This window comes from Natrinema sp. H-ect1, from assembly GCF_041821105.1.
Lineage (GTDB): Archaea > Halobacteriota > Halobacteria > Halobacteriales > Natrialbaceae > Natrinema > Natrinema thermotolerans.
Genome location: NZ_JBGUBA010000006.1, coordinates 35556 through 61796 on the forward strand (window position 1 = coordinate 35556; position 26241 = coordinate 61796).

The following is a 26241-nucleotide window of genomic DNA, read 5'->3' on the forward strand; positions in this document are numbered from 1 at the left end:
ATTGAAATCTAATTGAGCAAATTGAAAACCGCCCTGTAGAGAAATAGTTGGAGACGAGATATCATAGGAAACATTTCCCGAGTACTAGGGGCCACCATAACTTGATCAGAACAGATGAATCAGTTAGCGATGAACTCGCTGACACCATTGTTATATTAATTGTTCTACAATCCTATGTATGGACATCTCTGAACTCGCTCAGGAATTCGATTTTGTGGATACTGTCACAGTAGAGCGAAATGACGTAGGGAAAATCGATCTCAAAATGCCCCACCATCGCTACGAGAAATCAGACGAAACACCGGTTCATAAGCACGGGTGGGGCCCCTTCTGCAAGTTCTATATTGACACTGCCGACTATCAAAAGAAAGCTGGCGTCTACGTTTTCACGGCAAACCACAAGGTAATGTACGTTGGGGAGGCACTGGATATCCACAGTCGAATTTATAGCTATTCAAATATCTCTCCAAAGAACTGCTTTAAAGGCGGACAGCGGACCAACTGCCGAATCAACAACGCAATCCTTGAAGTAATTCGTAACCGAGGCCAAGTTGCACTCTGGGCAATCGAGACTGCAGACCGAAAACAACGGGAAGCAGCGTTAATCGAAGAATGTAGCCCACCTTGGAATTTCGAATCCCCAGCTACCATAACTGCCAACCAGCAGCAAATCACTCATACTGATGGCTCCGAAAGCGACCGAAAGTCTGCTCGTAGCGATCCTATGGTAAGCCAGCAACATGCAGGTGGCAAGTATGCACCGCTCTATAAGTACCTCAGAGAGGCAGATACTACTACTATTCAACTCACATTTGAGGGAATAGAGGAGATTCTGGATGCGCCATTACCAGAATCTGCTCGAAATTACAAGCCTTGGTGGCATCCTGCTGGCCATTCTCATGCCGAAGGCTGGGCAGAACTTGGTTGGACTGCAGACCCCGATCTTGATAGTGAAACGGTTACCTTCGAGAGGAGTAACTAGACGTTCCTCATAGCTGCAAAAATCGTGAAATCTGGTAGTCAGGCTGTTTTCTCAAACGCTAATTCGTCAGGTGAGTACGTGTAGCGCTTGATCCCGTTTTCTTCACAGTGGTCTGCGAGTTTCGACGGCCACACACCTTCGTCGTCGAAGTCACCGAGATAAGCCACGGTAACCGAATCGTTGTTTCCTCGTTCGACGACGACGGCTGTGTTCGGATCGCTGTGACTCGTTTTGATGACGCGGTCGCCTGGTACGTACGGGTTGTCGGCGAACTCTAGGTTCTCGTGTTTGTACGTCCAGAGTTTGATTTCTGTGTCGACGCAGTACGAGGCGAGAATCCCTGGGTGGTACTCACGCCAGTCAGCGGGCCCCTGATCGAGTGCACTCGGGAACGCTACTCGAACGGCCTCGCCGTCCAGTTCCTGCCCGAAGGCACTAGTGTTCTTCTCCGGCGGCATCACTTCGATGACGACGCCGACTGACGCGTCCTCGTCACTAGCCTTGATGACGCGATCCCCAGGATTGAACGGGTTCTCCGGCTTCTGATTCATGTACGCCGTGTTCGGTCCTAACTCCTGTAACTCGTTCATCGGCCGCGCTGCAAGGTGCGCTAGCTTTTCCGGCTCCTCACCCGAGTACGCCGCTTGTGTCTCCACCTTCGATTTGAGCGTCTCAGTCCGCTCCCACCCTAACAGGATCAGTGCATCCTCGTTGTCTCGATGCCAAACCATCACGATGATATCGTCATCAGGGTCGTTCTCCAGCAGGTTTGCCGGGCGAAACGCCGAGACGTCCCTCGACGTCTTCACGTCCACTTCGTACCCGAACACCTCGAAATCGTGCCCGGAGAAACTCTCCAGGTTACACCGCCGAATCGCCTCTTCGTTCTGCCACTCCCACATCTCGACCGGGAGATACTCTCGACAAAACTGCTCGAACGCGAGTTCACCGAGATTTCCAATCCGTTTCACGTCGATATCGTCGGCACCCTGTATGACGGCTTGGTGATTCGCTCGCTCCCGGTCGATCTCGTCCGGCGAATACAGATACATTACACGCAGATCATCTATTAGTCAGATATACTTTGGGTACTGGTTATCACTACTGGAGGTAGACTGACGGCACTGGATCGGTCACTGGGGATACGCGGAATCTGTATGGGGTATCCTTGATTCTTATGAGAAAGCCGATTTTCACTGTCGAGACTTATGGCCGCAGATAGAGGACTCATCTCAATGGTCTTCAAAGACGTGACCGCATCTGCTTGTATTGTGTTCTGTCAACCGGCGAGACGGCCCAAACTTTAGTGTAATCGTTTAGGTGGATAATCTAAACAAATACTACTTCAGAGAGTGGGTACGCCGAAGAGGTCTAGTCTTCGTACTCAGCCATCTGCGTCGCAACGGCATGAGCGGCGTTCGGCAACACATTCGTAATCCGGCAGTGGACGACATCGTCCTGTTCTACATTGAGTCCATCACAATTGACGAACGTTACAATGCCGTCTATTTTCCCGACTCCGCTGTCCGGGTCGCTTCCCTGACCTGGCGGATCGAAAATTTTGACCGTTTTTACATCACCTTCGGATAGTGTATCTCGTGCATCTCCCTGTTGTGCCTCTACGTGAGCAGTCTGTCGATCAAGAATAGCTGGAGCAAATATGTCTTCGATTGCGCTCATTCTATCCTCTAGCTCGTTTACTCTTTGTTCTAGCTCTTCGATGTACTTGTCTTTGTTCTTACTTGCCATACGACTCTAGAAGGATGTCTGACAGACCAAAATAGTATTGGAGTTGGTTTTCCAGTTAAGTTAAAATGTCTCGAAGATTGCTTCGTTCTGCTCTGCATCGCCAACGTCAATGTACAACTCGACGGAGGAATCCGTCTCGCCCATCTGAACGAGACACCGCTGATTCCTGCACCGGATATTATACAATTTGCTGAGTTAATCGGTTTCAACTTAGGCAGTGTTCTGCATAGGTATTGACAATAGTGGCAAAGAATTCTGGTATCCCTGTTCTCAATTTTGATTTTCTGGATGAGCTATCAGTCTGTAGGACTACTTTCCTCCTTTGTTTTGATCCCGTCATTTCCAAACGGATCAGTGAGTGAGTCAATATGGTACTTACTGTCATTATTTCCTGCTAACGATACTGTCTCAAGATCTCGAATGAAGCCCTTGAATAGGCGGACGGAATGACTCCGGTATAAATTGTATCTGTGACGCCTGATTTGAGGGTCATTCCTATACTCTGCTTCACTGTCTGGTGCCTCTGAAAGAGCTGCTAAGCGCCAATACTCAATCAATCCGTCTGCTACTCGCGCCTCTTGGAGTGGGGCTTGTGATGGCAAAATCTTGAGGTCGAGATCAATCGGCCCGTCAGAGAGGTCATGTGTTACTTCCCACGAGTCCGTGTTTCCCTGCTGCTGGAATCCGATTTGGTATCGAGGCGATCCATCCTCCGTGATCGTGATCGATCTGACTGTGATTCGGCCACAAGTTTTGAAATCCCGAATTGATTGCCACAGGGCCTGCTCTTTCCTCACCCGCTCGCTAATCTGATCCTGGACTGCCTGAGCACCATCTCCGTCATCACACCATTCAACGAGTATCTCGTGGACATCATTTGGAATCTTAGTGTCTGAGCTTGCTGTGCTTTCCGCAGTAGAGGAGTCATCCTCTCCAATTTGGGGGAGTCCATTGATGGCCAGATGCTCATCACTTAGTGTGGTCGGTTCAAGATTGAACGCATATTCTCTACTCCGATGCGGCTGTATGTTAAGAGATACGGCGAGTGATTCGCGCAGTTCGTTGTCTGCGTCGGTATATTCTTCCCCGCTGAATGGGACGGTCTGATAGTCCACTGTCTGCAGACGGCCGTATCCACTACTTTCATCAAATGATAGAATGACACCTTCTGTCTCACCCTCTCGTTTGCCTGATGTCGCGGCTGCAGCCACGTGTTCAACAGCCGGGAGGAATTCGTCTGGAAGTTCTTCTGGAGCGTCAGCAGCGAGATTCCATGATGAAACTTCAGGATGGTATCCCGGAACCTCATCACAGAACCAAACAACATCGGGATAGACAAGTAGCGCGTTCCGTACATCGTCTTTCTGAAGGTCACGATCGTCAACAGCTACCCAATCAATACCGTCTGAAGAGACGTTGAATAACTGCGTAAACCCATCTCCCGGACAGACGGTGAAAACCCAGTCATACGGGTGATCAACCCATCGCAAGTCAGTAGCCGTCCATCTACAACCGCCAGTACTGATAGAATACACCGGATTTCCGCTGTTCGACATCCGCGCTTCATCAATGTTAATTGGATGGTGCGGCCCGAGATGCCTGACCGATTTGATGGCCCCGTCTCGATCAGCGGCTTCAGTAAGAAACTCGGCCGTCTCCTCCTTACTGTAATCGGAGTTCGGACTCCACTTTTTTAGGAAACCATGGATGTCATTCGGAACGTCTACGTTACGTGACTCCGCGCCATCGGTCAGGAATTTCTCAAGTTTGTTCTTCTCTTTTCCGCTGAGCGAACTGGAGTCAATCTGCTTCTTCGTAACGTCACCTGCTTCAACTGTCGTTCCACTACCCCCAGTATAGATATGCCCCTGCTCCCAGAGGGGTTTAATCAACTGCCAACTGACACTGTCCTCATCAGTGTAGCCTAAGTCAGCAAGAAACGACTCTGCAGCCGGAGTTGCCTGTAGAGTGATAAATGAACCATCGATGTTGCTGTTGAGATAGATCCCGGAACCGTCAGCGTAGTCGTGAATGACTGGCACTGTTCTTCTCAAGAATAATCATCATACATAAGCTTTGAGTCTAGTAACCATGTGGCCTGCCTAGACGGGTTTTGGGGAGTTTCAAAGACGCATATTCTTCGAAGTGAATACGGCTGGAGACAGTAAATATAGAGTATCGAGCTTTCAGTCTAAGCTACCCTTGACCGCGTGTTCTACTATCCCCGTTCGGCTACGGACAGGTAGAGAGCGTAGTTCCCTGTCTGTTCTCCGGTCTCCTTGTCTTCTGTCTCTTTGAGGTTGATTTCGACACGCCGGCTGTAGTCTTCCATATCGACGATCCAGGAGAAGAGCCCTGCAATGGTTTCGATAAATTGGGGATCCCCTGTGAGCCGGATTGTGGAGATATCTGTAGGGAATGTACTCCCAGTGAAGTCACTCGGTTTTTCAAGCATGGCTCGACGAAGTTTTGCGCTTGATGGCCGGTCCCGGTTCTCTAACCATTCCATTGCGTCTGCTTTCTTGACGCTTCCACTGCTAGTCGTCGGTAACTCTTCTAATTCTGTTGATGATGTTTGGGTCGGTGCTCCACCATCTGTCTGTGCCTCCGCTGTGTCAGGCCGATCAAACGACGTTCCACACTGCTGGCATTCACTAATGTCCTTATCTGCAGGGGCAAGTGTCCCGCAGTTGTCACAGAACTCCATTGTTGAGACTGATCAGTAAAGCAGTACTGTTAATCTTGCGTAACTATTGCATGCTGGTAGCCTTAGTGACATTCGGTCTCTGGTTTTGTCCTCTGTTTTAGGGGGTAGTGCCGGCTATGACTCCTGATATTCCAGCGCTGAACTGCGCTATGAACCGAGTAGGAGTAAGTTCATGAGAAGACTCTTGGTGTCTCCTTCACAGTCCGCCAAACAATAATATTCATCCAATTAGAAGTACTGTCTACATGGTAGACAAGTATCGGTGGCGAAAAACTCTCGGTGACGGGGTGGTGATCGAGGTCGCGTGTAGGAGTCAAGGGGAGTTAGAGAGCCCCAGTGATGATCAATCTAAATCTCAGTTTAGCATCTTAGTAGAGAACGCTTCGACAGACGAGTTCTGTCTCAAGACTCCAAACGATGACGGAATAACGGTGGATCGAGTTTCGGACAGTTCCTGCCTTGAATTCCACGTTAGTATTCCAATTGGCTCCGGTCTCATTCGAACGTACGTACAGTCCAATGGGCAACGTGATCCGATTTATCTTCCTGGCCCTGACCTCGTAGCGAACTGTGTTGATGCGATAAATGGTGATACTGATGCCGCTAGAGCGATACTCAAGGAGTTCGCTGCTCCAACGCAAGTACCGGCGCTCTGTGGGGAGTTCCTGCCTATTTCAGAGGTTGGCGGGTTGATCGAGACACTCGCGGAAGTTAACAGCTATACAGCAAGTTTCCTGCATTCGTACCGGTACGATTTGATCCGAGGAGCGATTGTTTCCGATCACGGTTTGTCTGTCCAGTCTACTGACGAGCTAGAAGCGCTTGTCGAGAGGTTAGATTCTGTTCAGAATATTGGGCAGGTGGGGCTCGTTGATGCGATTTCAGATACGGTAGCAGCGATGCCCACCTCGGGTGAGGAGACGAAGGCGATGCTTGATTCTCAGGGGTTTGACCTTGATGCAGTAGAACGATCTAACGATGATTTGTTTTTCGCGGTGTACTTGGCACAGTTAGTCCTCACTGACGGGGTCAGAGCAGCGGAGGGGCATACAATGGAGCGGCGATGGCATCTAGATGGGAATTATAAACGGCGGAAGACGCAGGCGAAGAACGCGGAGTATCAGGACCGCGGTCAGGTCTGGCGGGAGCTTCTATGCCTCGCTGCTCGGCAGTCGTTAGACGAGTTTGCGTATGTTCTTGCGAATGCGTTGTACTGGTCGGGGGAGAACACCCATACGCATTCTCGGATGGACGAACTGCTTTTTAAAGCGGCTGCTCGTGTCGCGTCTGAAATTGGGCTTATACAGATCGAAGCGCGAGCACGGTACGAGGAGTATCTTTCACGGGGACATCGCCTTCGAAGTCAGAAATGCTATTCTCTGGCGAGAGCCGCGTTTGACCGGGCAGGCGATGTCGCAGCTGAACATGATTTTCTTCCGGCGTGGGAGCCAGTGTACACCAAGGCGACCGTTCATTCAGCGGAGTACGGATCGGCTGGCGAGCATGCACAGGCAGTAACGATCCTTGATGATGCTCTTGAACGACTCTTTGACTATGATATCGCTCCTGCGAAGCTCAACCACATCGTTCACCACTTAGAGGGGCAAAAGTTAGAGTCAAAGGCTAGATTAGCGGATTTTCAGTCAGATACTGATGACCCAGTATCGTTGCTGCAGGAGGCGTCCACGCACTACGATGTGATCGGGTTAGACCGGTCCCGTGAGCGAACCCAGCGGAAACTTGAGCAAGCAAAACGGTCTGCTCCGAGTCCGACGCCACAGAGTCCCGAGAGCGCTGAACAAATAGAGGAAACCACCTCTGAAAGTCAAGACGATCGATCGTCTACGTCAGCAACAGCAGCTAATTCGGAGACGAAGCAAAAGAGTACGACAAGTTCTGGAAAGACAGTTGACGCTGGAAAACGACAAAAGCAGGAACCACTGTCTGCACAGGCGAGTAGGCAATCGAAGCAGCAAAACCGAAAAACGGGCGGTCACGTCCGTTCTAACCACGCGCAGGAGGAATTTGAACCGAATCCTGAGTTGAATGACTTTCTCGCGCCATCAGATCCCGAGGAGGTGGGAAGTGCAGATCTTATGACATCCCCTGATAATCGAGAGGACCATCCGCATACCAGTGCAGATCGCGGGTGGGGGGACGAGAATCGAACCGGTTTTGAGGATAGCTATTAGCAGATCGGTCAGCCTCTACTGTCCAGTATTTGCCTGCTGGTCATCGTTTTCCCGATCTTTCGACTGCGGTTTTTCAACGTCTACGTTAAGATCAAGAGATGGAAAGGTCCGTCCATCAAGATCAATCGACGACGATTCTAATCGGTCAATAGTCCGTTCTGCCCTCTCAAATTTCCGGCGCACATCCATCAGAACTCCATTGATGGTCTTCTCATCGCAACCCCATTGTTCAGCAATCTCCTGTTTTGATAGTCCTGTTTCTTTCATCGATACGATCGCTGCTTCTTCCCTAGAGAGACTAGTCGGTTGGTGGAGCGCAGTATAGCTATGCCAGACACGTGCGACCTCATCTATAGTTTCTCGCCGCACACGGCCTGTGTCAGTCCAAGAATACGTCAACACCGCTTTTTCCCACTCACCGTCTTCCGTCTGAGTGATTGATACAGTGTAATAATCTTGATTATCGTGACGATAATCACTTTCAAAATCCAGAAATTGTACATGAACTTCCTCCGGATTATCTGAGGATCCGTTTTCACCTGCAGATGTCACAGGACCCGAGAGGCTTCCTTTCTCTTCAAGAACAACAGTTATCTCATCGTCTTCTCCGAGTGATTGCAGTACTTCGAATTGACGCTTCGGGGATTGCTTTCCAAGAGAATAATCTTTCAATCGGTCCATTGTGTAACACTGTACTGTGTAATCACGGTACAAATAACAGGTGGAATGTGTGGAGACCCTATCGATCCTGTACTATCTGCACCGGTAATGCTATCCGGTTGTAAATAACATGTCGTGGAAAGGATGGCAGGGTGTTTGACGGGGATATTCTGAATTCACTGGCTGAATATCCTGGGACAGTTGCTCAAGACCGGTCAATTCGGAATGATAATTACACTAGATGTAGTCTATATTTGAACGAAAGTAGTCCCGAGACCGGTTAATAGTTCCAGTAGTGAATGTATTCTAGTTGAGAAGGACTAACTGACAATACGCGAAAGGGGAAGCCATGCTCTGCCCGACCGACACCCAAGTTCTACTCAAGGTGGCTTCATGAGTCGCTCCTCGACTCGTACTTTCGATGGGACGTTGGTTACTGTCCCGTTCGGGACGCAGAACGTCGCTGAAGCAGTCCGTGACGAGTACAGCCGGCTTCTCGATAAGTATGATTCTGAGGATGTACTTGTCGTTACGGGTGCGCCGACGAGTACAGAGACGTTCCGTGATGTGTTAAGCAAGGAACTTCCGGGAGCAGCAACGCCGTACGTGACGTCGCTTGTCGTGCATGCAACGGACGTTCTTAACCAGACGGACGACCGTGTGATTCTCTCCGATGCGTTGCGACGAGAACTTCTTCACCGGTTTCTCGCGGACTACGACTGGGAGACGGAGTACCTCGCTCGTGCGTCCGAGCAGCCGTCGTTCATCGAAGACGTGGATCAAGTGATGGGTACGATTGCTTGGCAGACAGTTACTCCGACCGAGACACCGGAACTACACGATATCACTGCCGCGCTTGACGGATTCCACGAGTGGCTCGCTGAGAATGATCACGTGGAACGCGGGCAACTCATTTCGGAAGCACTCGATGTCCTTACAGCCGATTCGCAGACGAGCACCGTTGATATCGATGCGGTGCTCGCGGTCGAGTTTGAGGAGTTCTTCCCGCTTGATAGAGCGTATCTCGATGCGCTTGCGATGGAGTGTGACCTCGTTTGTATGGCTGAGGAACACGCGAGTGTTCGGCGGACGTGGGTCGAGCCGGGACCGGTGACTGGCTACGTTACCTTCCGCACACAACGGAGTGCTTCGTCGGTGACGCCGTCAACGCGGCCAGCTGCCACAGCAGCCTATTTCGCTGGCGAACCGGTCCCATCGGATCCAGAATCTGGATCCGTATCAGTGCTCGCTGCGGAGTCGAGTGATGAGCAACTCGCCGACGTTGCGAACGAGATCGAGGAACTCGTCGAGCAATCGGATTGGAGCTACGACGATATCGCGGTCACTACCAAACAAAGCGGCGCGAGCGTTACTGATAGTATTGAATCGCTCGAGCGGGCTGGTATTCCGACTGAATCGACGACTGTCACTGGGTTCGGTGATGACCCGGCGATCCGGGAACTCCTCGCGGTCGTTCGATATCTCGCCAGTGACGGTGAAGGAGGCGTTCCTGATCAGGGGCCTGCGCTTGATGCGGATCGGTTGGAGAGGATTCGAGCGATGGATGGCGTTGAAGCTCCGTTGCGTCGGTGGGCGACGGAGTCCGGGTTGAAAGCTCGGATTGCGGAGCGAGCGGCTCCGCTTGATGCGCGTGCACAGTTCGGGAATGTTCGTCGGGCGTTCCGTATGGCCGCGTTCCTCGAAGACACTGCGTTTGTGGATGCGACGTGGGAGTCATTCGAGGAGATGCTGGAACGCGCTCACGAGTATGCACCACAGCAGAACCAGACAAGCGCGACAGACCTCGACGGTGGTGTGCGGGTTGATCACCTGCAAGCGATTAAAAACGAGTCGTTCCGCGCAGTGTTTCTCGTGAATCTCGTTGACAGTGAGTATCCAGGCGACCCACTCCTCACGCGGCTGTTCCCAACCGAACGAGTCGCATCGATGCCGGACTACCCTGGCGTCACGCAACTTGCTGCGGCGGATGTCGAGGGGACGTTCTCGACTGCATCGACGGCGTCAAGCCGGCCGTTCGAACAGTATCATACGGAACACGCGCGGCGACGCCTGGCGATCGGTGCTGGCGCTGCAACAGACCGCCTGTATTGTTGTCTCTACGAGTACGAAGATACGGCGCTCGAAGAGCGGGCACAGGCATCGCGGTTTCTGACGGCAGCCTATGACGATCTCCCATGGGTCACTGAGGCCACTGACACGCGGATTACGAGTGAACAGGCTGCGGAAGACTACCTGCTGTCGCGGGTTGATGCTGCGCTCAAAGATGTCCGCCGCGCGAACAGTCAGGACGTGACGGTGTCGCTTGATGAGGTCGAATCGGAACTGGGGGAGATCCAGGAGTTGCTCGATAAGAGTGGGGTTCGCGGGGAAGAGCTTCGCAAGGCGTTGCGTGCGCGTGTTGAGTTCGCTACTGGGGAGGTGCGGCGATGAGTAACGACTCTCTTTCCCCGTCACGGTTAGCGACGTACGCAACGTGTCCGCGGGAATACGACTACAGCTACGTCCAGGATGTTAACGCGCCGGACCGCACCGAACTGTACCTTAACCAAGGGACGATCTATCACGAGACGATCGAAGACGTGTGTGAGGCGACTGAGCGTGACGACGACCCTGTGACGATCCATGACCGCGCGTTAGACATTTTCGACGCGAAGTGGGCTGAACACAGTACGGCCGATGATTACGAATCGAAGGCTCACCAAGAGTACCAGTACGCAGAGAACCGAGCTGGTATCGACACGTTCTTCGACCCCAATGGTGGTGACGGCATCGATCACGCGCGAAACTCAATCACGACAGAGTGCTGGGTAGAGTGTGAACGCAATGGTCGCGCGCTCCATGGGAAGGCGGACAACGTTCTTCGAACGGAGGACGGGCTTCACGTCATCGACTACAAGCGGAAAACCCGTGGAATGCTTTCGTCTGGCACAGCAGACTATCTCGGTGACCACCTTGACGGGAACGGTCATGAACCGAAGCGTGTTCGGAACGCGTTCCAGACGGCGACGTACATTGAGGGCGTGAAGAACGAACCGTTCTACGAGGACGGGATGGAAGTCCGGTTCAGTTTCTATGGGCTGCTCAACGACACGTCGTTCGAGAGTACCCCGTCCGGGTACCAGGTGTCTGCGCGCGGGTGGTCGAGGGAAACCACGGAAATCTACGATGAACACTATGACACGACCTGGGCGCTCATCCGCGACGCACACGACGGGATTACGAACGAAAGCTACGATCCGGCACCGTTCGACATCATTACCGAGGAGGCGTGCCCCGACTGTGAGTACCGTGAGATGTGCGTTGACCGACTAGCCACGGAGGTGCGGCGATGAGCGACGACACCGAGTACCCCTCGTGGTTCCCTGTTCCGGAGGAGAACCTCTCGCCGGAACCACAGCAGGAGGCGATCATCGACTCGGAGGCGTACCCGATGCGTGTCCTTGCCGGTGCGGGGACCGGGAAGACGTTCACGATGGTTCGGAAGATCGAACACCTCATTGACGAGCAGGGCGTGTCCCCGGACCGAATTCTTGCGTTGACGTTTACGAATAACGCTGCTGACTCGATGAGTGAGAAACTCAATGCGAAACTCGGGACAGCCGGGTACGACATTGACGCCTATACGTACCACTCCATTTGTAACGAGATCCTCACTGACTTCGCCTACGAGGCCGGGATTGACCCGGATTTCGATATTGCCACGGACGCCGAAAAGTACGCGATCGTCCTTGACGTCCTCGACGAGATCGAGTACCGGTCGGTCAAACCCAACGTGTACGGGAGCGACGGGTACGTGTCGGGAGCTGCGTCGAAACTCCTCAATTTCATCGGATCGATGAAGCGCAGCGGCATCACACCCGACGACATCGACACGTTCCTCGGCCCCGCCGACCGCGTCTACGAACTCGCTGACCTTCCCGCTCGCATTGAAGGAATCGCCAGCGACCACCTTGGTGGCCGGTCTGTGTCGAGCGTTTTGGGCTCGATTCCGGATGCCCGCTCAGACCTTGTCAACGAACGCGATGCGTTAGGGACGGACGGTCTCGAAGCCAGCGCACATGACTTCCTCGACCGGCTTATCGACCTTTGTGACGCGCTTGAAACCGCGTTCGAAGCATCCGAAGCCGGTGACCGCGACCTCCCTGAGAACGCCTACAAACTCCCGAAGTACCTCCTCGGCGGGTACAGCAGCGCACCGAAGGGCATTCCAGACGATCTGGACGTTGAGCTTACCGATCACCTCGATTCGTTCCTCTCCGAGTGTCTTACCGCTCGTGACCTCACGGCAGGCTACGCTGCATACGAGCGTGAACTCGACGAACGGGACCTCATCGACTTCGACGGTCTTGTCGTGAAAACAGCGGACCTGATGGAGTCACCGGTTGGTGACGAGATTGCCGACCGGTGGGACTACGTCTTCTGTGACGAGTTCCAAGACACGGATCGCCTCCAGTTCGACCTCGTCACATCCCTGGTTACTGAAGACAACCTGTTCGTCGTTGGCGACGATGACCAGGCGATTTACGAATGGCGTGGCGCACACGTTGCCAACATCACGGATGAACTCGACGCTGCGTTCAACGCGCTCACTGACGAACCTTTAGAGGAGAACTTCCGCTCCCGGCAGCCGATTCTCGACTTAGCGAACGAAGCCATCACGGAACTTGATCACCGCGAACGCCACAAGACACTCACTCGCGTCGATGAACCCGAGTACGACGGCGATACCATCGCCACCGTCGAGTTACCTGATGAGAACGACGATACGGACGGCGCTACCCAGCTTCGAACCGTTGTGCAGAATTTGCTGAGCGGTGCAGCTGAGAATCTCGACACGGCGTACGATCCCGGCGAGATTGCCTTGCTCGTTCGGAAAAACGACCATGCCACCCCCGTTATTGAAGAGATCGAAGACGCCGGCATCCCGTATCAGGTCGCTGGTGACCTCGCCACAGAATCAGTTGGCGTCGGCACTGTGACTGCCTACCTGAAAGCGCTCGCGCGGCCCGAAGATGAGGTGAGTTGGAATCGCGTTCTCACAATGCGGTACCGACTGTGTGACGACGACCTTCGCACCCTCAATACTGGCGACGCCCCGCTCGTCAAGACGCTCCTCGAAGCACCGCTTGACGAATTCGAAGAACCGACTCGCGTCGCGGAAGCCCGTGAGCATGTAACGGAACTTCTGGAACTCCGGGATACAGCGTCACTCTCCTACCTGTACCGTGAACTCAAGGACCACACGAACATCGAGTGGTATCTCAGCGAGCAGGAACGCCGTGACCTCGCACAGCTTACCGATGTCGTCGAGCAGTATGGCGACAGCACTGTCCAACCGCCACTCACGCCAGAGTTCATCGACTCGCTGGAACACTACGACTCGCTATTCGACGAGAGTGGTTCCAGCCCGGCGAGTCAACCCGACGTCGCCGACGACGCGGTCAACGTCATGACCATCCACAAGAGCAAGGGGCTGGATTTCCCCGTTGTTCTCATCCCGCAAATCACGGCCGACGAATGGGGACCGAGTTCGCGCACGTATGATGCGCTCGAAACCAGTCTCGCAGACGGGCCAGGAGCAACGTTTGATGAGGACTTCGTTGCGCGTGACGCGCGCGAAACGCGGCGTGTGTTCCACGTTGGAATTACACGTGCCGAAGACGTCCTCGTTCTCCAAGGCGGCCGTGAAGAAGAGGATGAGGACGACGATCCCCATCCGATCTCAGAGGCAGTCGATGAGATCCTTCCGTCACGGATTCCATGGCAGCCTGACCGCACGCACTTACCCATCTGGACTGACGTTCAAGCGTGTCTCCCAGCAGAGTCAGCGGACTGGACTGACACCTTAGCTCGTGAGACTACGGGACCGGTAGGCGGTACAATTCGGCACGAGAGTGAGAACTTATCCGTAAATGCAGCGCGCGAGCGAGTGTTGAGCCTCGCCACAGCATCCTTAGACGGTCGTCTTCCAACCGACGGTGTGCGGTCGAAATTCCGAGTCGAAGCACTCACTGGACCATCGACAGCCATGCCGGCACTCTCGCACAGTTACACATCACTGGCAGCCTACGAAGAGTGTCCTCGCAGTCATTATCTGGACTACGTGGTCAACGCGTTCCCCGATTACCAGGAGACGCAGAGTGACGACGCGGATGGTGTATCCCAACGCGAGATCGGGGTCCTTTTCCACGATACGGCAGAACAGGCCGCGAATCAAGATGCGCAGCGCCGTGAGGAGTGGTACGAAATCTGCGAACGGCTCGCCAGTAAACGACGCGGTAAGGATGCGTTGCCAGCAGCGAAGCAGTGCATCGACCGGTACTTCGAGTTAGAACTCTCCGGCTACGACTTACTCGACGCCGAACGAGAGTTCGAACTTGATCTCGACGGGCACGAACTCGTTGGATACATTGACGCGGTCTACCGGACACCTGATGATGAACTGCTCGTCATCGACTACAAAGCAACCGAACGCCACCGAGACTTACAGAGCGATAAGCAACTCCCGATCTACCTGTTAGCCTGTCGTGACCTGTATGATGAGTCAGTAACGCATGCGGGGTACGCCTACGTCGGGGAAATTGGGCCGAAAATCGAATCCAGAACGTTCCGCGAGTCAGACCTCCACGCCGTCAAGGATACCGTCACATCCAGAATGGACCAGATCGGAGAGGCATCGTTCCACCAGTACACTACAGGCAACCACTGTCAATGGTGTCAGCATAATCAGCTTCCCTGTGCCCCAGAATCACTTCCAGTTGGACCTGACTTTGAGGAATAGAATATCGATTAGGACTACTACACACTTCGTCCCTGTAGACGTTGAACGAAATGACGAAAGCTACTGTGATCGATCATTGACCCGGAACCTGAGCGGCAAATTGGGAGCCGTCTCTGCCGCTCTTCCTACGTGATTTTCGGATCGGTCGGTTACGGCCTGACCGGTGGTTCAGCGTGCGTTTCGGCATCAACAAGGCCCCTTAGATGTTAGAGGTGATCTGGAGCCGCGCTTATTGTACCAGGAGGCCACGAGTCCGGAGATGGCGTAGGTGTAATTAGCAGACAGATCTAATCTCGATGAAATCACTAAAGTTCACAAGTAGCAAGCGAGAAGAGCCGATAAATGAGGAATCGACCCGACATTGCGGAGACGGTCGAATGGTTACGGGGTCGAGGCTATTACGGAGGGCAAATCGCTCATCGGCGGGTTGTGGAGGGGCAGTCTGCGGAGACAGCTGACATCGCTGTCTCTGACTCGCTTTCGGTTGCACTGCAGCAGGAAGGGATTTCGAGTCTGTACTCTCACCAAGTCGAGGCTATTGAGGCGGTACGGTCTGGTGAGAATGTCGTTGTCGCAACGCCGACGGCATCTGGTAAAACCCTCACGTACGTCGTGCCCGGTATTGAGCGGGCGATCGAGGACGCAGGGAAAACACTCTATATCGCACCGTATCGCGCGCTGATCAACGATCAGGCCGACACGTTCGAGGAGTTTAATAATGAGCTAGGGTTTGGTGCTTCGATCGATGTTGGTGTGCAAACGGGAGAAACATCCAGAACTGTTCGAAAGGAGATTCGGCAGGCGCAACCGGATGTACTCCTCACAACGATCGACCAACTCCATCTTAGCCTACTGCCGTATGCTCACGGGAAAAATCACTGGCGGTGGCTGTTCCAGCAATTAGATACCGTCGTGATTGACGAGGTCCACATGTATCGTGGGGTCTTTGGAAGCCATGCCTCGCTGATATTTCGGCGGCTCAATCGACTATGTGACTATTACAATGCGTCGCCGCAGTACATTTGTTGTTCAGCGACGATCGGAAATCCCGTTGAGCATGCCGCAACCGTCACGGGGCAGAGCGAAGCCACGTTCACACTCGTTGATGAGGACGGGAGTGCGTCGGGTGATCGGCACTGGCTGTTCTGGAACCCGCCACTCAAGGAAGACGCCGACGGCGACCACGCAATTTCGGATCCAGCTGTCGGTTCAGACGGCGCTGTTCGTGCTGGCCATGATGAGCAACCACCCGAGCAAATCGCAACTGCTCTCGATACCGCTTCAAACGCGGAGACGGAGTCACACGTTGGGTCAGATGACCCCTCGGATTCCTCCGATGAGATTGCGCTCCCGTCCCACCAAGAAGTGGTCGGTGGGGAACGACGATCGCATCACGTTGAGTCCGTGCGTTTGTTCTGTGATCTCGTGACTAGAGGGTATCAGACGCTCGTCTTTACTGCTGCGAGGCAGGGAACCGAACAGTATGTCGATTGGGCGGACAACATGCTGCGTGAGCGAGGACAGCACGACCTTGCGGACAGCATTCATGCGTATCATGCCGCGTTGAATACGGACCGTCGCTTTGAGCTTGAATCAGAACTTCGCAGTGGCGATGCTCGTGGTGTCTGGAGTACGAACGCGCTCGAACTCGGGATTGATATTGGGACACTCGACGTCGTCTTACTCGACGGCTACCCCGGAACATCGATGAGTACATTCCAACGAGCAGGTCGCGCTGGACGTGGCGACGATGCCTGTCTTGTTGTTCTCGTTGGGGCAGATGACCCACTTGACCAGTATACGATTCGAGAGCCGGGCGAACTGTTTGAAGGCGGTGCTGAACAGGCTGCTGTGAATCCCTTCAATGATGCGATTCGCCCGGATCACGTCGTCTGTGCAGCAAGTGATCATTTCTTATCGCCAGATGACGAGGAGTACTTCGGCTCCGATCTTCCGGAGGTCGTCACAGAAGCGGAAGCCGATGATCGTCTTCGCCGTGTAGAGAGTGGTAACCGGATCCAATGGCGTGCCACGGATTCAGACGTACAGTGGAATACAAATATTCGAGCGATCGATGACCGCGAAATCGAGCTTATCGACCGGAACCGAGACGAGCATCTCGCATCACTTGAGTTCGGTGCTGCAGTACGGGATGCGCACCCGGACGCGATTTATCGCCATCAGAAACAGACCTACCGAGTTGTCGAACTAGACCTCGAAACCGACCGAGCACTGCTTGAGTCGACATCGACAGTAGAGTACACGCGAGCACTTCGAGAGAAGTCCGTTACGATCGAAGACACGTATCAGAGTCCGTCAGTCGAAACGCATGAGATGACAGCGCAAGCGACGCTTGGGGAACTCACCGTGGAGGAGACGGTTACAGGATACTTGCTGTACAGCGATCCCAGTGACGACACTCCACGGGAATGTGAGTTTGAACAGCCGTTGGAGTCCCGAGCGATCGAGACGACAGGGCTGTTCGTCACCGTTCCCAGCGATGTTGAGGCTAACATCGTCAATCAGGCAGAGTCACAAGATGAATATCTCAGCGCGCTTCACGCGATCGAACATGCGCTGATATCGTTGTTCCCGATGGAGGTGCTGTGTGATCGAGGTGATATTGGCGGGCTTTCGACGGTCAGTCATGGGCAGACAACTGGCGGGACGATTTTCATCCACGATGGGCATCCCGGCGGAGCCGGATTGACCCGTCAAGCCTTCGAACAACTTGATGACCTTCTTGAGAAGACGCTCACACTGCTTCAAGACTGTAGCTGCCAAGAGGGGTGCCCGTCCTGTATTCACTCACCGCACTGCGGGAATGCGAACCGGAATCTGAACAAGCAGTTAGCAATTCAGTTGTTAACCGAATTACAATAGCGAACTCATACCTTCCTGGGCACAACGGTAGTCCTTTCTGCGGCGAAAAATCATCCGGCACTTCAAGTTGGAACTCATCAACTATTATCTCACCTATGGGCGAGAAGGATGTGGCGCTGAGCTTCTGCACAATATTACGAGGTCAAAACGATTTCAGCCCTGATCTTCGCCACACATATCTCATTTCACACATTTGGATTACCCCTCCGATCGTACCATCAGAAGGTTTCACCGCCCATAACCTTAGATTACTAATTAATCTTTCCCGACTACAATCTGAGAAGTTTTACACACTCCATTGAGTATTTCAATTGGAGGGTGTGGGCAATGGGTTTTGGAAGACACATTGTACATATACATTAGCATTCCAAGCTGGTTCCATAGTGTGGTTCTTCATACACCATTGCAAAAATCAATTACCACTCTTCCGACCAAACCATCACCGCTTTGATTGATCCGAAATCGGTCCAATTCATCAAATATCTGTCCTTGACCAGTGCAGATTTGAGAGAATTAACCAGTGCCAGGTTTCACAGGAAGCATTACAAATATACATTGTTCCTGAGCCGGGCTGCGTATTGTGGTTTTGGCGATCCCATTCCATGTTTCAATTAGCTATTTTCGGTAGCTTAGACGGATTGAGAGAGGGGTTTCTGAAACGAGAGTTCAGAACCTGAAATACCCGGAAATCACACCCGTTCAGTAATACAGTTTCCAAGGGTGCGTTACAACTTTCAATAGGAATTAACGCAGATCGTCGAAACGACAGTTGAGAAGTCGAAATAAAGCCACGGTTTCTAAGAGTTTTAGAAACCGTGGGGACTCATATAATACTCTTATTTGACTCAGCCAGGGTTCTATACCCCCGGGAATTTTCCTAAAGTGGGCTTTGATGTAGAGGTATGGTTGGGGATTCACCCCCAGAAGCAGAGACCCTTGCGTCCGGTGGGGCCGCCCACATTCATGCGCCATGTGGGGTGGGGCTTGCTGGTTCCTGTCAGGTTGAGAACGTATACGAGAGTGTAACGACTCCCCACGAGGGGAGTCGCTGAGGGGTGGGTCTCGTACAGTTGAGTGAGACGCCGGGTGCGGCTGTGGGTCAGCAAGTTGGCTATGGCCAAGCCACAGGTGCGCGGCTGAACGGCCGCGCTTACACATTGAGCAGATGGATTTCAAATCGAGCGCCGCCGTCGGATCCCTCCGTAATTGTAATCGTCCAGTCGTGTGCATCGACAACGCGGGAAACAATATTTAGTCCGAATCCAGTTCCGTCCTCTGCCGTCGTATATCCGGCCTCGAAAATCTCGTCGCCCTCTGACTCTGGGATTCCTGGACCATCATCTTCGACATAGAATCCGTTGGCAGTTTCGCCGACAGTCACTGTTACGGTCTCGCCAGCATGTTCAATCGCGTTCCGAAACAGATTCTCGAATAACTGCTGGAGTTGATCTCGGTCAGCCGCAACCACGCGATCTGTTTCGACAGCGAGTGTTGCGTCTTTCGTCGCCACTGTACTCCAACATTCGTGAAGAATTTCGTCGAGTGGAATTTCTTCAATTTCCATTGCGTCATCACCGACTTGAGCGAGGGTGAGTAACTTTCAATGAGTGCATCCATCCTGTCAAGCGCGTTCTCGATATCGGGTATGTGGTCGCTATCGCACTTCTCTTGGAGTAACTCAAGCCTCCCCTGTGCGAGTTGAATGGGGTTCCGGAGATCGTGACTGACAATACTCGTGAATCGATCCAGACGTTCGTTTTGTTCGACTAGTTCTCGTTTCTGCTTCTTTTGTTCGGTGATGTCGCGGTCCATCGCCACGAACCGGTCTTTACCGTCCAGATCGATACGGATAAGGTGAACCTCAACGGGAATGGTCGTCCCGTCTTTCCGTTCAAGTTCGCCTTCGAACCGTTGCGGGGTGTTCGTCGGTAAGTTTTCCCAGAACGACCGTGCCTGATCCGGATCGGCGGTCGTGTCGAGTTCCCAGACGGGTTTCCCGATAACTTCATCCTCTGAATAGCCGAGTTCGGTGCAGAGACGCTGGTTGACATCGCAGATGATGCCGTTTACGTCGTGGATGGAAATCATGTCCGGGGAGTGTTCGAAGAGTGCTTCAAGTCGTGCAGTCTGTGAGCGTAACTGCTCTTCGTGCGTTTTCTTTTTCGTCACGTCATCTTGAAAGCCGACAAAATACTCGATATCGCCGTTGTCGTCAAAGAGTGGTGCGATGCGAACGCGGTTCCAGAATTCGGTACCGTCTGCGCGGTAGTTCCGGAGTTCGACAGTGACAGATGCCCTGTTATCAACTGCATCCCGAAGTTTGGCGACTGGTTCTTTGCGTGTTTGCTTGCCTTGGAGAAACCGGCAGTTCCGCCCGAGAACCTCGTCTTTCTCGTAGCCGGTAAGGTCGGTGAACTCGTCGTTCGCATAGATGATCGGGTTATCCTCGGCATGAGGGTTGGTGAGGATGATGCCGATAGATGCTTCGTTCATTGCTCGTTCTCTTACCGACAGTTCTGTTTGGACGGCCTTGTCGGTAGCTGGCTTCGAAAGCGTACAGATGAGTGAACCGTCACCCGTGTATGAGAGTGTGTGTTCAAGTTCGATTATGGTTTCATCTTTCTGGATAAACGATGTATGGCCGTGCCAGCCCCCGTCCCGAGCAGCGGGTAGCAACACATCATAGATCTCATCGACATCTTCGTTCGGGTAGAGTGTCTCCCAGTGAGTACCGATGAGTTCGTCACGTTCGTAGCCAAGTAGCTCTGCATACGCTGAGTTCAGGTATTCAAGATGGCCATCTTGACTCAGGATTGCGATCCCGTCATGAGCGGTTTCAATAGCTTCGAGGCCGCGGTCAAGATAGCGTTTAGCCCAATAGTGTTCAACAGCGTTCTGGATACGGTTAGCGAGTATCTGGTATTGTTCAGTGCCGCCGCCTTTTTGGAGGTACTCCGTGACACCCGCAGTGATCGCTTCACTCGCTATTTCTTCAGATCCTTTCCCAGTAAAGAGGATAAACGGGAGATCAGGATTTTCTTCTCGGACGTGATGGAGGACCTCAAGGCCATTCAGCCCAGGCATGTTGTAGTCACTGACAATGCAGTCAAACGTGATGTCACCATCCCGAATCGTGGTAAGTACGTTCTGCGGATCCGTTTCGGTATGGACAGCAAAGCTTTCGCATTCACGCTCAAGGAACGTAGCAACAAGATCTGCAAAGCTTTGATCGTCTTCGATATGAAGGATATCGATAGTGTTGGAACTAGGTATCACAGACGCATGGGTCGCAGAGAGTGAGTTCGGACTCATACTGAACTGATAGTAGTTAGGAATTAGAACCTATTGAATAACATGGCCTTTTCCCGGTTTACCATGAAGATGACTCCATCGTCAACATGGCAGAATAAGGGCTTTGACGGTTAATCTAACTGAGAATGATCTGGAACGCCCTCACACTGTATTCGAAGTGAAATCTGTTACAGAACCTATAGATAATCTACCCGCACACACCGTTTTCGAAATGAAACCAGGTCGTGAAACACAGATTCAAGGACTCATCCGCGATACTGCTAATAAATCTTGATTCTCCATGCCCCTTCTTCGAGTTCATTTCGATCACGGTGTCTTACCTTTTTAAATGACGGGTTCATGAAGCTGGAGTACTCCGATGTCACATACCGTTCCAGAAATGCACAGACTCCGATTGAGAAGCGCTGATGTCGGTGAATTCTATGACAGTCGAACTCCTGACTCGATCAGTGAGACACACCAGTATACAGAACCGGCGAGTACCGCGAGAGAACAGGACGGTCAGGGTATTCCTGAAGTAGAGCCCGACGCGGACCGAGTTGAGCAAGTCATCGACAAGCAACTAACCGAGCTACTCATCTCCGCAGCTGATACCATCCTGCCCGCTCTTGAAGGCGACCTATCTGACGGGTTTCGAGAGCGACTCGACACTTGGTGCGGTACGCACGGTCTCGGCGCTATCGACCGCGAGGCATCACGGACATTCGTTGCACGGCAAGCTGTCATCCACCTCTGGCTCAAGGCGGCGCTATACGAATGGTGCCATCAACGCGGCGACCTTCCTTCCCTCACGACTGATACGTGGAAGGCATTGCAACACGCGAAAAATCAAACCGGGAATCCGGGGTTCGATGAGTCCATTCTCGACGACGTTGCGCGACTCGCCGACGAGACAGCGCTGGAGACGGTCCTGACCGAACGGGATCGATTGCTGCGCTCAACGCAGCCCGCTGAGGACATCGGGCAGCTCTATGAGGCGTTGATCCCGAACGAGAGCCGTCGGGCGCTCGGTCAGTTCCGAACCCCGCGAGATATTAGGCGTCTGATGCGGGCCTGGGCGGTAAGTGGCGGCGATACCGTGCTTGATCCTGGGATAGGTGCTGGCGGGCTGTCGACGCCAATCCACCCACAATGGGACGTGAGTACTGACCCCGGACGCGTCGCCGGGATTGACCGGAGTCCACTTGCAGCCCTTATGGGCACAACAGCGCAGACGCTTGCGGGGCAGACTCACGACCTCCAAGTGGCTGACTTCCTCGATGTCGCACCCCAAGACCTACAGCGGGGCATTGATTCCGTTATCTGTAACCCGCCGTACACGCGTCACCAGCAGCTTAATGCGGAGTACAAAGATGAGATAAACACGGAAGCCGAGCAGCGGGTAGGCCTGAACGTCGCCGGGACTTCACCACTGTACGCGTACTTCTGGTATCACCTCGAACAGTTCCTGAGCGCAGGCGATCGGGCGTCAGTAATCACGCCGCATCACTTCCTCGCGGCCGACTACGGAACGTCGCTCAAACGGTTCCTGTTGCGCGAATTCGATATCAAAGCGCTACTCGTCACCGATCCAAACGGGGAGTCAGTTTTCGAGACAGCGCAGACAACCGACTTGATTGCGTTCCTCGAAGCAACCGGAGAGGAGGAAGCGACGGGGGCCACGCGGTTCATTCGCGTCGATGGCGACCCAAGCCTTCGGACAATGTTAGAGGCGGTGCGAGCCGGCGAACAAGGACCTACAGACTGGGGGTTCGTGAACTGCGTCGATCAGGCGCATCTCGAACCGGAACGGAACTGGCAACCATTGTTCGATCCGATTGACATTGACACGGGTCCGCTTACCCCACTCTCCGAGATCGCAGACATCAGTCGAGGCTTGCAGACCGGCGAGAACGACTTCTTCTGCCTCTCACAGATGACCGTCGATTCCTGGGGAATCGAGACGCGGTTTCTCTCGCGTATGCTGCCGGCACCTAGATACGTGGATGGATACGATATCCGACCGGACGACTGGGAGTATCATCGAGACCAAGAGAAACCAGTGTGGCTTCTCTACCACCTCGACGAGATCGAGGAGATCCCAGCGACGGCTTACAATCCCGAAACTGGGCGCGCCGGCTGGGATGAACAGTCGATGGACACCGATCCACGACTCCATGTGACTGAGTATCTCCGGCACGGCCTGACTGGGCACGACGACCTCCTCACGAGAGCCACCGTTCACGACCGGACGCCCTGGTACCGCGTCGAACGCGGCGATGCCGCACCGATTTTGGTCCCGCCGATGAGCCGGTCCGGGTTCCGGGCACTCCTCAACGACACGGACGCCCGGCACCTGAACAGCTACTACGGGATCTACCCGGACCCGTCGATAGGACGACCGGAGCAGAAAGCACTACTGGCATACCTGAACTCCGGGCTCGTCGATGAAGTCATCTCTCGATACCAGCGCACGTACGCCGGCGGGTTAGACAAACTCGAACCCGGCGACCTCGGAGACGTTCCAGTTATCGATCCGAGAGCGCTACCCGACGACGTCGTGACCACGCTCGCCGAGCGCTTCGACGACCTCCGAAAGGCAGCACAACGTGACGAGAACGACACAACCGAGGCGGCGCTGGTCCAGCAGATCGATACGGTACTCCGGCGGGAACTGTGCCACTCGAAGGACTGATGCGTTGCCGCGGGATTCAGTCGCCGAACAACCGAGAAAGGAACCCACCAGACTTGTCCTCGTCAGAAGCGGCCGCGGTTTCGACCGATTGATCGTTGCCTGTGTCCGTCTCTCCAACACCGTTCAGGAGTTCGTCGACAGAGTAACCCGATCCACTCTGCGAACTCCTCAGGTGCGCCGATGTAGACGCTCGTGGATGATTTCTCGGATATGAACCGTTTCGGCAGGCGCTTCTCGTAGTCATATACTTCGTACTCTTCGCGGTCGAAATCGGCGGTAATCGCATCGGGTTCTGGCTTGAACGTGACGCGGTCGCCTTGGATGTCACGCTGCCATTTGATCCGTCCCGTATCGTACGTTTTCTCTGCTGGTTCGTCAGCAGGAAAGTACTCTGGCTCCTTTCGATCGGCCTCATCGTAGAACTCACGAAAAATACGTCGAACGTCTTCAATGGTGCCATTCCACTGGTCTATGGTTGTTCGGTGAGTATCCGGCGAGCAACGTAACTGAAAATCGGTTTTTCCCGTTCTAGTACTTCTGCGAGGTCATCTTGTGCTTCTCTAAACACTTACCCATACTGTAAATTACCACTAGTTAAAATGAATTCATCTAAGAGCCGTAGTTGCTTCTCTCTATGTCAACTACCCTGTTCGCCTCTCTCAGAACCTGCGCCTGCTTGTGGTTCTAAAGAATTTGTTGTTGAAACGGTTCAGTAATCTGTTCTGGCGGTCACTAAGTCCGGTCAACTCTCCCAACTCACTTAGAAGGGACAAATGGTAATGTAAGCGAGCATATGACCAATATACGGGAGCGAGAAAAATTAATCTATACACGATATACATTCTCTATAACGAGGTTTTTTAATTGAGTGGGTGATATGCCGCTTCGTGCCAAATGACGAGTACAAAATCACCTGCCGCCATCACTGAAGCGTTGCAAGAAAAACTCGGTGATGCAGCAGAAGACGTCCAACGAGCGTATAGAGACCTCCACACGTGGATGATCGATAAGGGAAAGAATCCAAGGAGAGAAATCGGACTTAACGAATCGACGGCAAAAAACTACCTCAACCGTCTTGATCAACTCCATCGATTCTCAATCACGTATTTCGATCCGGACGATCCTACGAAAATCGAGGACGAGCATGCCGACGATCTCCTGTTGATGATTGATCGAGCAGAGATCACGAAACAACGAGGGAAGAACAAAGGCGAAGAGTACGGTGAATCGACGAAGAGGAAATTTGCCGACACTCTGGAGTGCTATTTCAGATGGCAGTATTACGAAGGGACGATGGACTACGAGTGGGAACCAAAAATCAACTTCAGTGACGAGAAAGGTGAATCCGCGTACCGATTCACCTACCGCGAACTGGGACTATTGTTTGAGGAAGCAGAGTCCTATGGCGCACTCCCATCGTACTACGATACGCCTGTTGACGAACGGGAGAAGATAGATGGTCTCGTTGCACAGCGGCTTGGAATCCCGAAAGAAGACGTGACGCGAAACGATTGGTTGCATGCTGATTGGAGTGGGAAAGTCAACTCCATGGTGACCGTTGGGTTCGATGCTGGACTCGCACCGATCGAAATCGGAAACGCCGAAACGCATTGGTACGACCCGAAGTCGAACACGCTCAAAATACCAACTAAGTACGCCTGCAAAGAACGCGAAAAAGAAGAGATAGGCCTGTCAGACAGGTCTGGAGATGTGCTGAGTGGGTGGTTTCAGGAGCGACGTCACCTCGAAAAGTACGATGGGAGCAACAAGATCTGGCTCAACAGGGAGGGAAACTCCTACCAATCCGGGAGTCTCTGTAACCTTCTGCGCAATCTATGCGAAGAAGCAGGGATCAAAACAGATGATCGGAAGATCGTCTGGTACAGTCTCCGCCAGACGATGGGGCGGAACGTGACTGCCGAGGGAGAACTGTCCGAAGCCAACGATCAACTGCGACACGAACGATACGAGACGACACAAGAGGCGTACAACCAGACCCCAGTCGAAAAGCTTCAACTCCGGCTCAACGAAACCCAGCGAAAAGCAGAGAAGGCAGCAGCAGATCCCGAATACAACCCCTTCGCAGAAGAGGCAGACGCGACCTCATCAACAGCCACTACGAACACTCGACCAGCACAGGAGACAAACGAGACAACTGCGGCAGTCTCCAAGACACATAGCGGCGGCCTCCACATCGATGCGGTGATTCCGGATACGACTGAAGCCCGTGTCGATATCACGAGGCAAATCCTTCAAGACGGGACAGAGGAGTAACGCTGC

The 26241-nt window shown here is 53.2% G+C and carries 13 protein-coding genes and 2 pseudogenes; 8 read left to right on the forward strand and 7 right to left on the reverse strand.

What is annotated here, in order from left to right; genetic code table 11:
- The first annotated feature begins 178 nt into the window (after positions 1–178).
- A complete protein-coding gene (locus ACERIM_RS13560; protein ID WP_373633127.1) occupies positions 179–982 on the forward strand; it encodes a GIY-YIG nuclease family protein in 804 nt (267 codons plus the stop codon).
- Between the two features lie 38 nt (positions 983–1020).
- Here ACERIM_RS13560 and ACERIM_RS13565 read toward each other — a convergent pair whose 3' ends face one another.
- The 4 genes from ACERIM_RS13565 to ACERIM_RS13580 form a co-directional block, all read right to left on the reverse strand.
- The gene (locus tag ACERIM_RS13565; RefSeq protein WP_373633128.1) at positions 1021–2034 is read right to left on the reverse strand and encodes a hypothetical protein; all 1014 of its coding nucleotides are present in this window, start codon (positions 2032–2034) and stop codon (positions 1021–1023) included.
- Positions 2035–2353: 319 nt separating this feature from the next.
- On the reverse strand, positions 2354–2731 hold the full coding sequence (locus ACERIM_RS13570) for a TRAM domain-containing protein (RefSeq protein ID WP_373633130.1): 378 nt from the start codon (positions 2729–2731) through the stop codon (positions 2354–2356).
- A gap of 296 nt (positions 2732–3027) precedes the next feature.
- Positions 3028–4773, reverse strand: a complete 1746-nt coding sequence (locus ACERIM_RS13575; protein ID WP_373633132.1) for a hypothetical protein — start codon at positions 4771–4773, stop codon at positions 3028–3030.
- Positions 4774–4949: 176 nt separating this feature from the next.
- The gene (locus tag ACERIM_RS13580; RefSeq protein WP_373633133.1) at positions 4950–5438 is read right to left on the reverse strand and encodes a hypothetical protein; all 489 of its coding nucleotides are present in this window, start codon (positions 5436–5438) and stop codon (positions 4950–4952) included.
- 245 nt (positions 5439–5683) lie between these two features.
- Here ACERIM_RS13580 and ACERIM_RS13585 point away from each other — a divergent pair, with 245 nt between their 5' ends.
- The gene (locus ACERIM_RS13585) at positions 5684–7630 is read left to right on the forward strand and encodes a hypothetical protein (RefSeq protein WP_373633135.1); all 1947 of its coding nucleotides are present in this window, start codon (positions 5684–5686) and stop codon (positions 7628–7630) included.
- A gap of 15 nt (positions 7631–7645) precedes the next feature.
- Here the strand turns inward: ACERIM_RS13585 and ACERIM_RS13590 are convergent, their stop codons facing one another.
- Positions 7646–8311, reverse strand: coding sequence for a helix-turn-helix transcriptional regulator (locus tag ACERIM_RS13590; RefSeq protein ID WP_373633137.1), 666 nt, complete (start codon positions 8309–8311; stop codon positions 7646–7648).
- Positions 8312–8683: 372 nt separating this feature from the next.
- On the opposite strand from ACERIM_RS13590, the gene ACERIM_RS13595 reads away from it, so the two are divergent.
- From ACERIM_RS13595 to ACERIM_RS13610, 4 genes are all read left to right on the forward strand, one after another.
- Entirely contained in the window at positions 8684–10741 is a 2058-nt protein-coding gene (locus ACERIM_RS13595) for a DNA helicase UvrD (protein WP_373633138.1), read from the forward strand.
- Entirely contained in the window at positions 10738–11643 is a 906-nt protein-coding gene (locus ACERIM_RS13600) for a PD-(D/E)XK nuclease family protein (RefSeq protein ID WP_373633140.1), read from the forward strand. The genes ACERIM_RS13595 and ACERIM_RS13600 overlap by 4 nt, the downstream gene beginning before the upstream one ends.
- The gene (locus ACERIM_RS13605) at positions 11640–15092 is read left to right on the forward strand and encodes an ATP-dependent helicase (protein WP_373633141.1); all 3453 of its coding nucleotides are present in this window, start codon (positions 11640–11642) and stop codon (positions 15090–15092) included. Before ACERIM_RS13600 ends, ACERIM_RS13605 begins: the two co-directional genes overlap by 4 nt.
- A gap of 342 nt (positions 15093–15434) precedes the next feature.
- Positions 15435–17975, forward strand: coding sequence for a DEAD/DEAH box helicase (locus tag ACERIM_RS13610; RefSeq protein ID WP_373633142.1), 2541 nt, complete (start codon positions 15435–15437; stop codon positions 17973–17975).
- Between the two features lie 1150 nt (positions 17976–19125).
- Here ACERIM_RS13610 and ACERIM_RS13615 read toward each other — a convergent pair.
- Positions 19126–21287 (reverse strand): annotated as a pseudogene (locus ACERIM_RS13615) (PAS domain S-box protein).
- Between the two features lie 358 nt (positions 21288–21645).
- Here ACERIM_RS13615 and ACERIM_RS13620 point away from each other — a divergent pair.
- Positions 21646–23961, forward strand: coding sequence for an Eco57I restriction-modification methylase domain-containing protein (locus tag ACERIM_RS13620; protein WP_373633143.1), 2316 nt, complete (start codon positions 21646–21648; stop codon positions 23959–23961).
- Between the two features lie 16 nt (positions 23962–23977).
- Here ACERIM_RS13620 and ACERIM_RS13625 read toward each other — a convergent pair.
- Positions 23978–24526: pseudogene (locus tag ACERIM_RS13625) on the reverse strand (hypothetical protein); the annotation flags it as partial.
- Positions 24527–24855: 329 nt separating this feature from the next.
- On the opposite strand from ACERIM_RS13625, the gene ACERIM_RS13630 reads away from it, so the two are divergent.
- Entirely contained in the window at positions 24856–26235 is a 1380-nt protein-coding gene (locus ACERIM_RS13630; RefSeq protein WP_373633144.1) for a site-specific integrase, read from the forward strand.
- The last annotated feature ends 6 nt before the right edge of the window (positions 26236–26241 follow it).

Excerpts from the sequence above, each read along its gene's own strand:
- ACERIM_RS13560 (WP_373633127.1), top strand. The coding sequence starts at position 179 with ATGGACATCTCTGAACTCGCTCAGGAATTCGATTTTGTGGATACTGTC.
- ACERIM_RS13565 (WP_373633128.1), bottom strand. The coding sequence starts at position 2,034 with ATGTATCTGTATTCGCCGGACGAGATCGACCGGGAGCGAGCGAATCAC.
- ACERIM_RS13570 (WP_373633130.1), bottom strand. The coding sequence starts at position 2,731 with ATGGCAAGTAAGAACAAAGACAAGTACATCGAAGAGCTAGAACAAAGA.
- ACERIM_RS13580 (WP_373633133.1), bottom strand. The coding sequence starts at position 5,438 with ATGGAGTTCTGTGACAACTGCGGGACACTTGCCCCTGCAGATAAGGAC.
- ACERIM_RS13585 (WP_373633135.1), top strand. The coding sequence starts at position 5,684 with ATGGTAGACAAGTATCGGTGGCGAAAAACTCTCGGTGACGGGGTGGTG.
- ACERIM_RS13590 (WP_373633137.1), bottom strand. The coding sequence starts at position 8,311 with ATGGACCGATTGAAAGATTATTCTCTTGGAAAGCAATCCCCGAAGCGT.
- ACERIM_RS13595 (WP_373633138.1), top strand. The coding sequence starts at position 8,684 with ATGAGTCGCTCCTCGACTCGTACTTTCGATGGGACGTTGGTTACTGTC.
- ACERIM_RS13600 (WP_373633140.1), top strand. The coding sequence starts at position 10,738 with ATGAGTAACGACTCTCTTTCCCCGTCACGGTTAGCGACGTACGCAACG.
- ACERIM_RS13605 (WP_373633141.1), top strand. The coding sequence starts at position 11,640 with ATGAGCGACGACACCGAGTACCCCTCGTGGTTCCCTGTTCCGGAGGAG.
- ACERIM_RS13610 (WP_373633142.1), top strand. The coding sequence starts at position 15,435 with ATGAGGAATCGACCCGACATTGCGGAGACGGTCGAATGGTTACGGGGT.
- ACERIM_RS13620 (WP_373633143.1), top strand. The coding sequence starts at position 21,646 with ATGTCACATACCGTTCCAGAAATGCACAGACTCCGATTGAGAAGCGCT.
- ACERIM_RS13630 (WP_373633144.1), top strand. The coding sequence starts at position 24,856 with ATGACGAGTACAAAATCACCTGCCGCCATCACTGAAGCGTTGCAAGAA.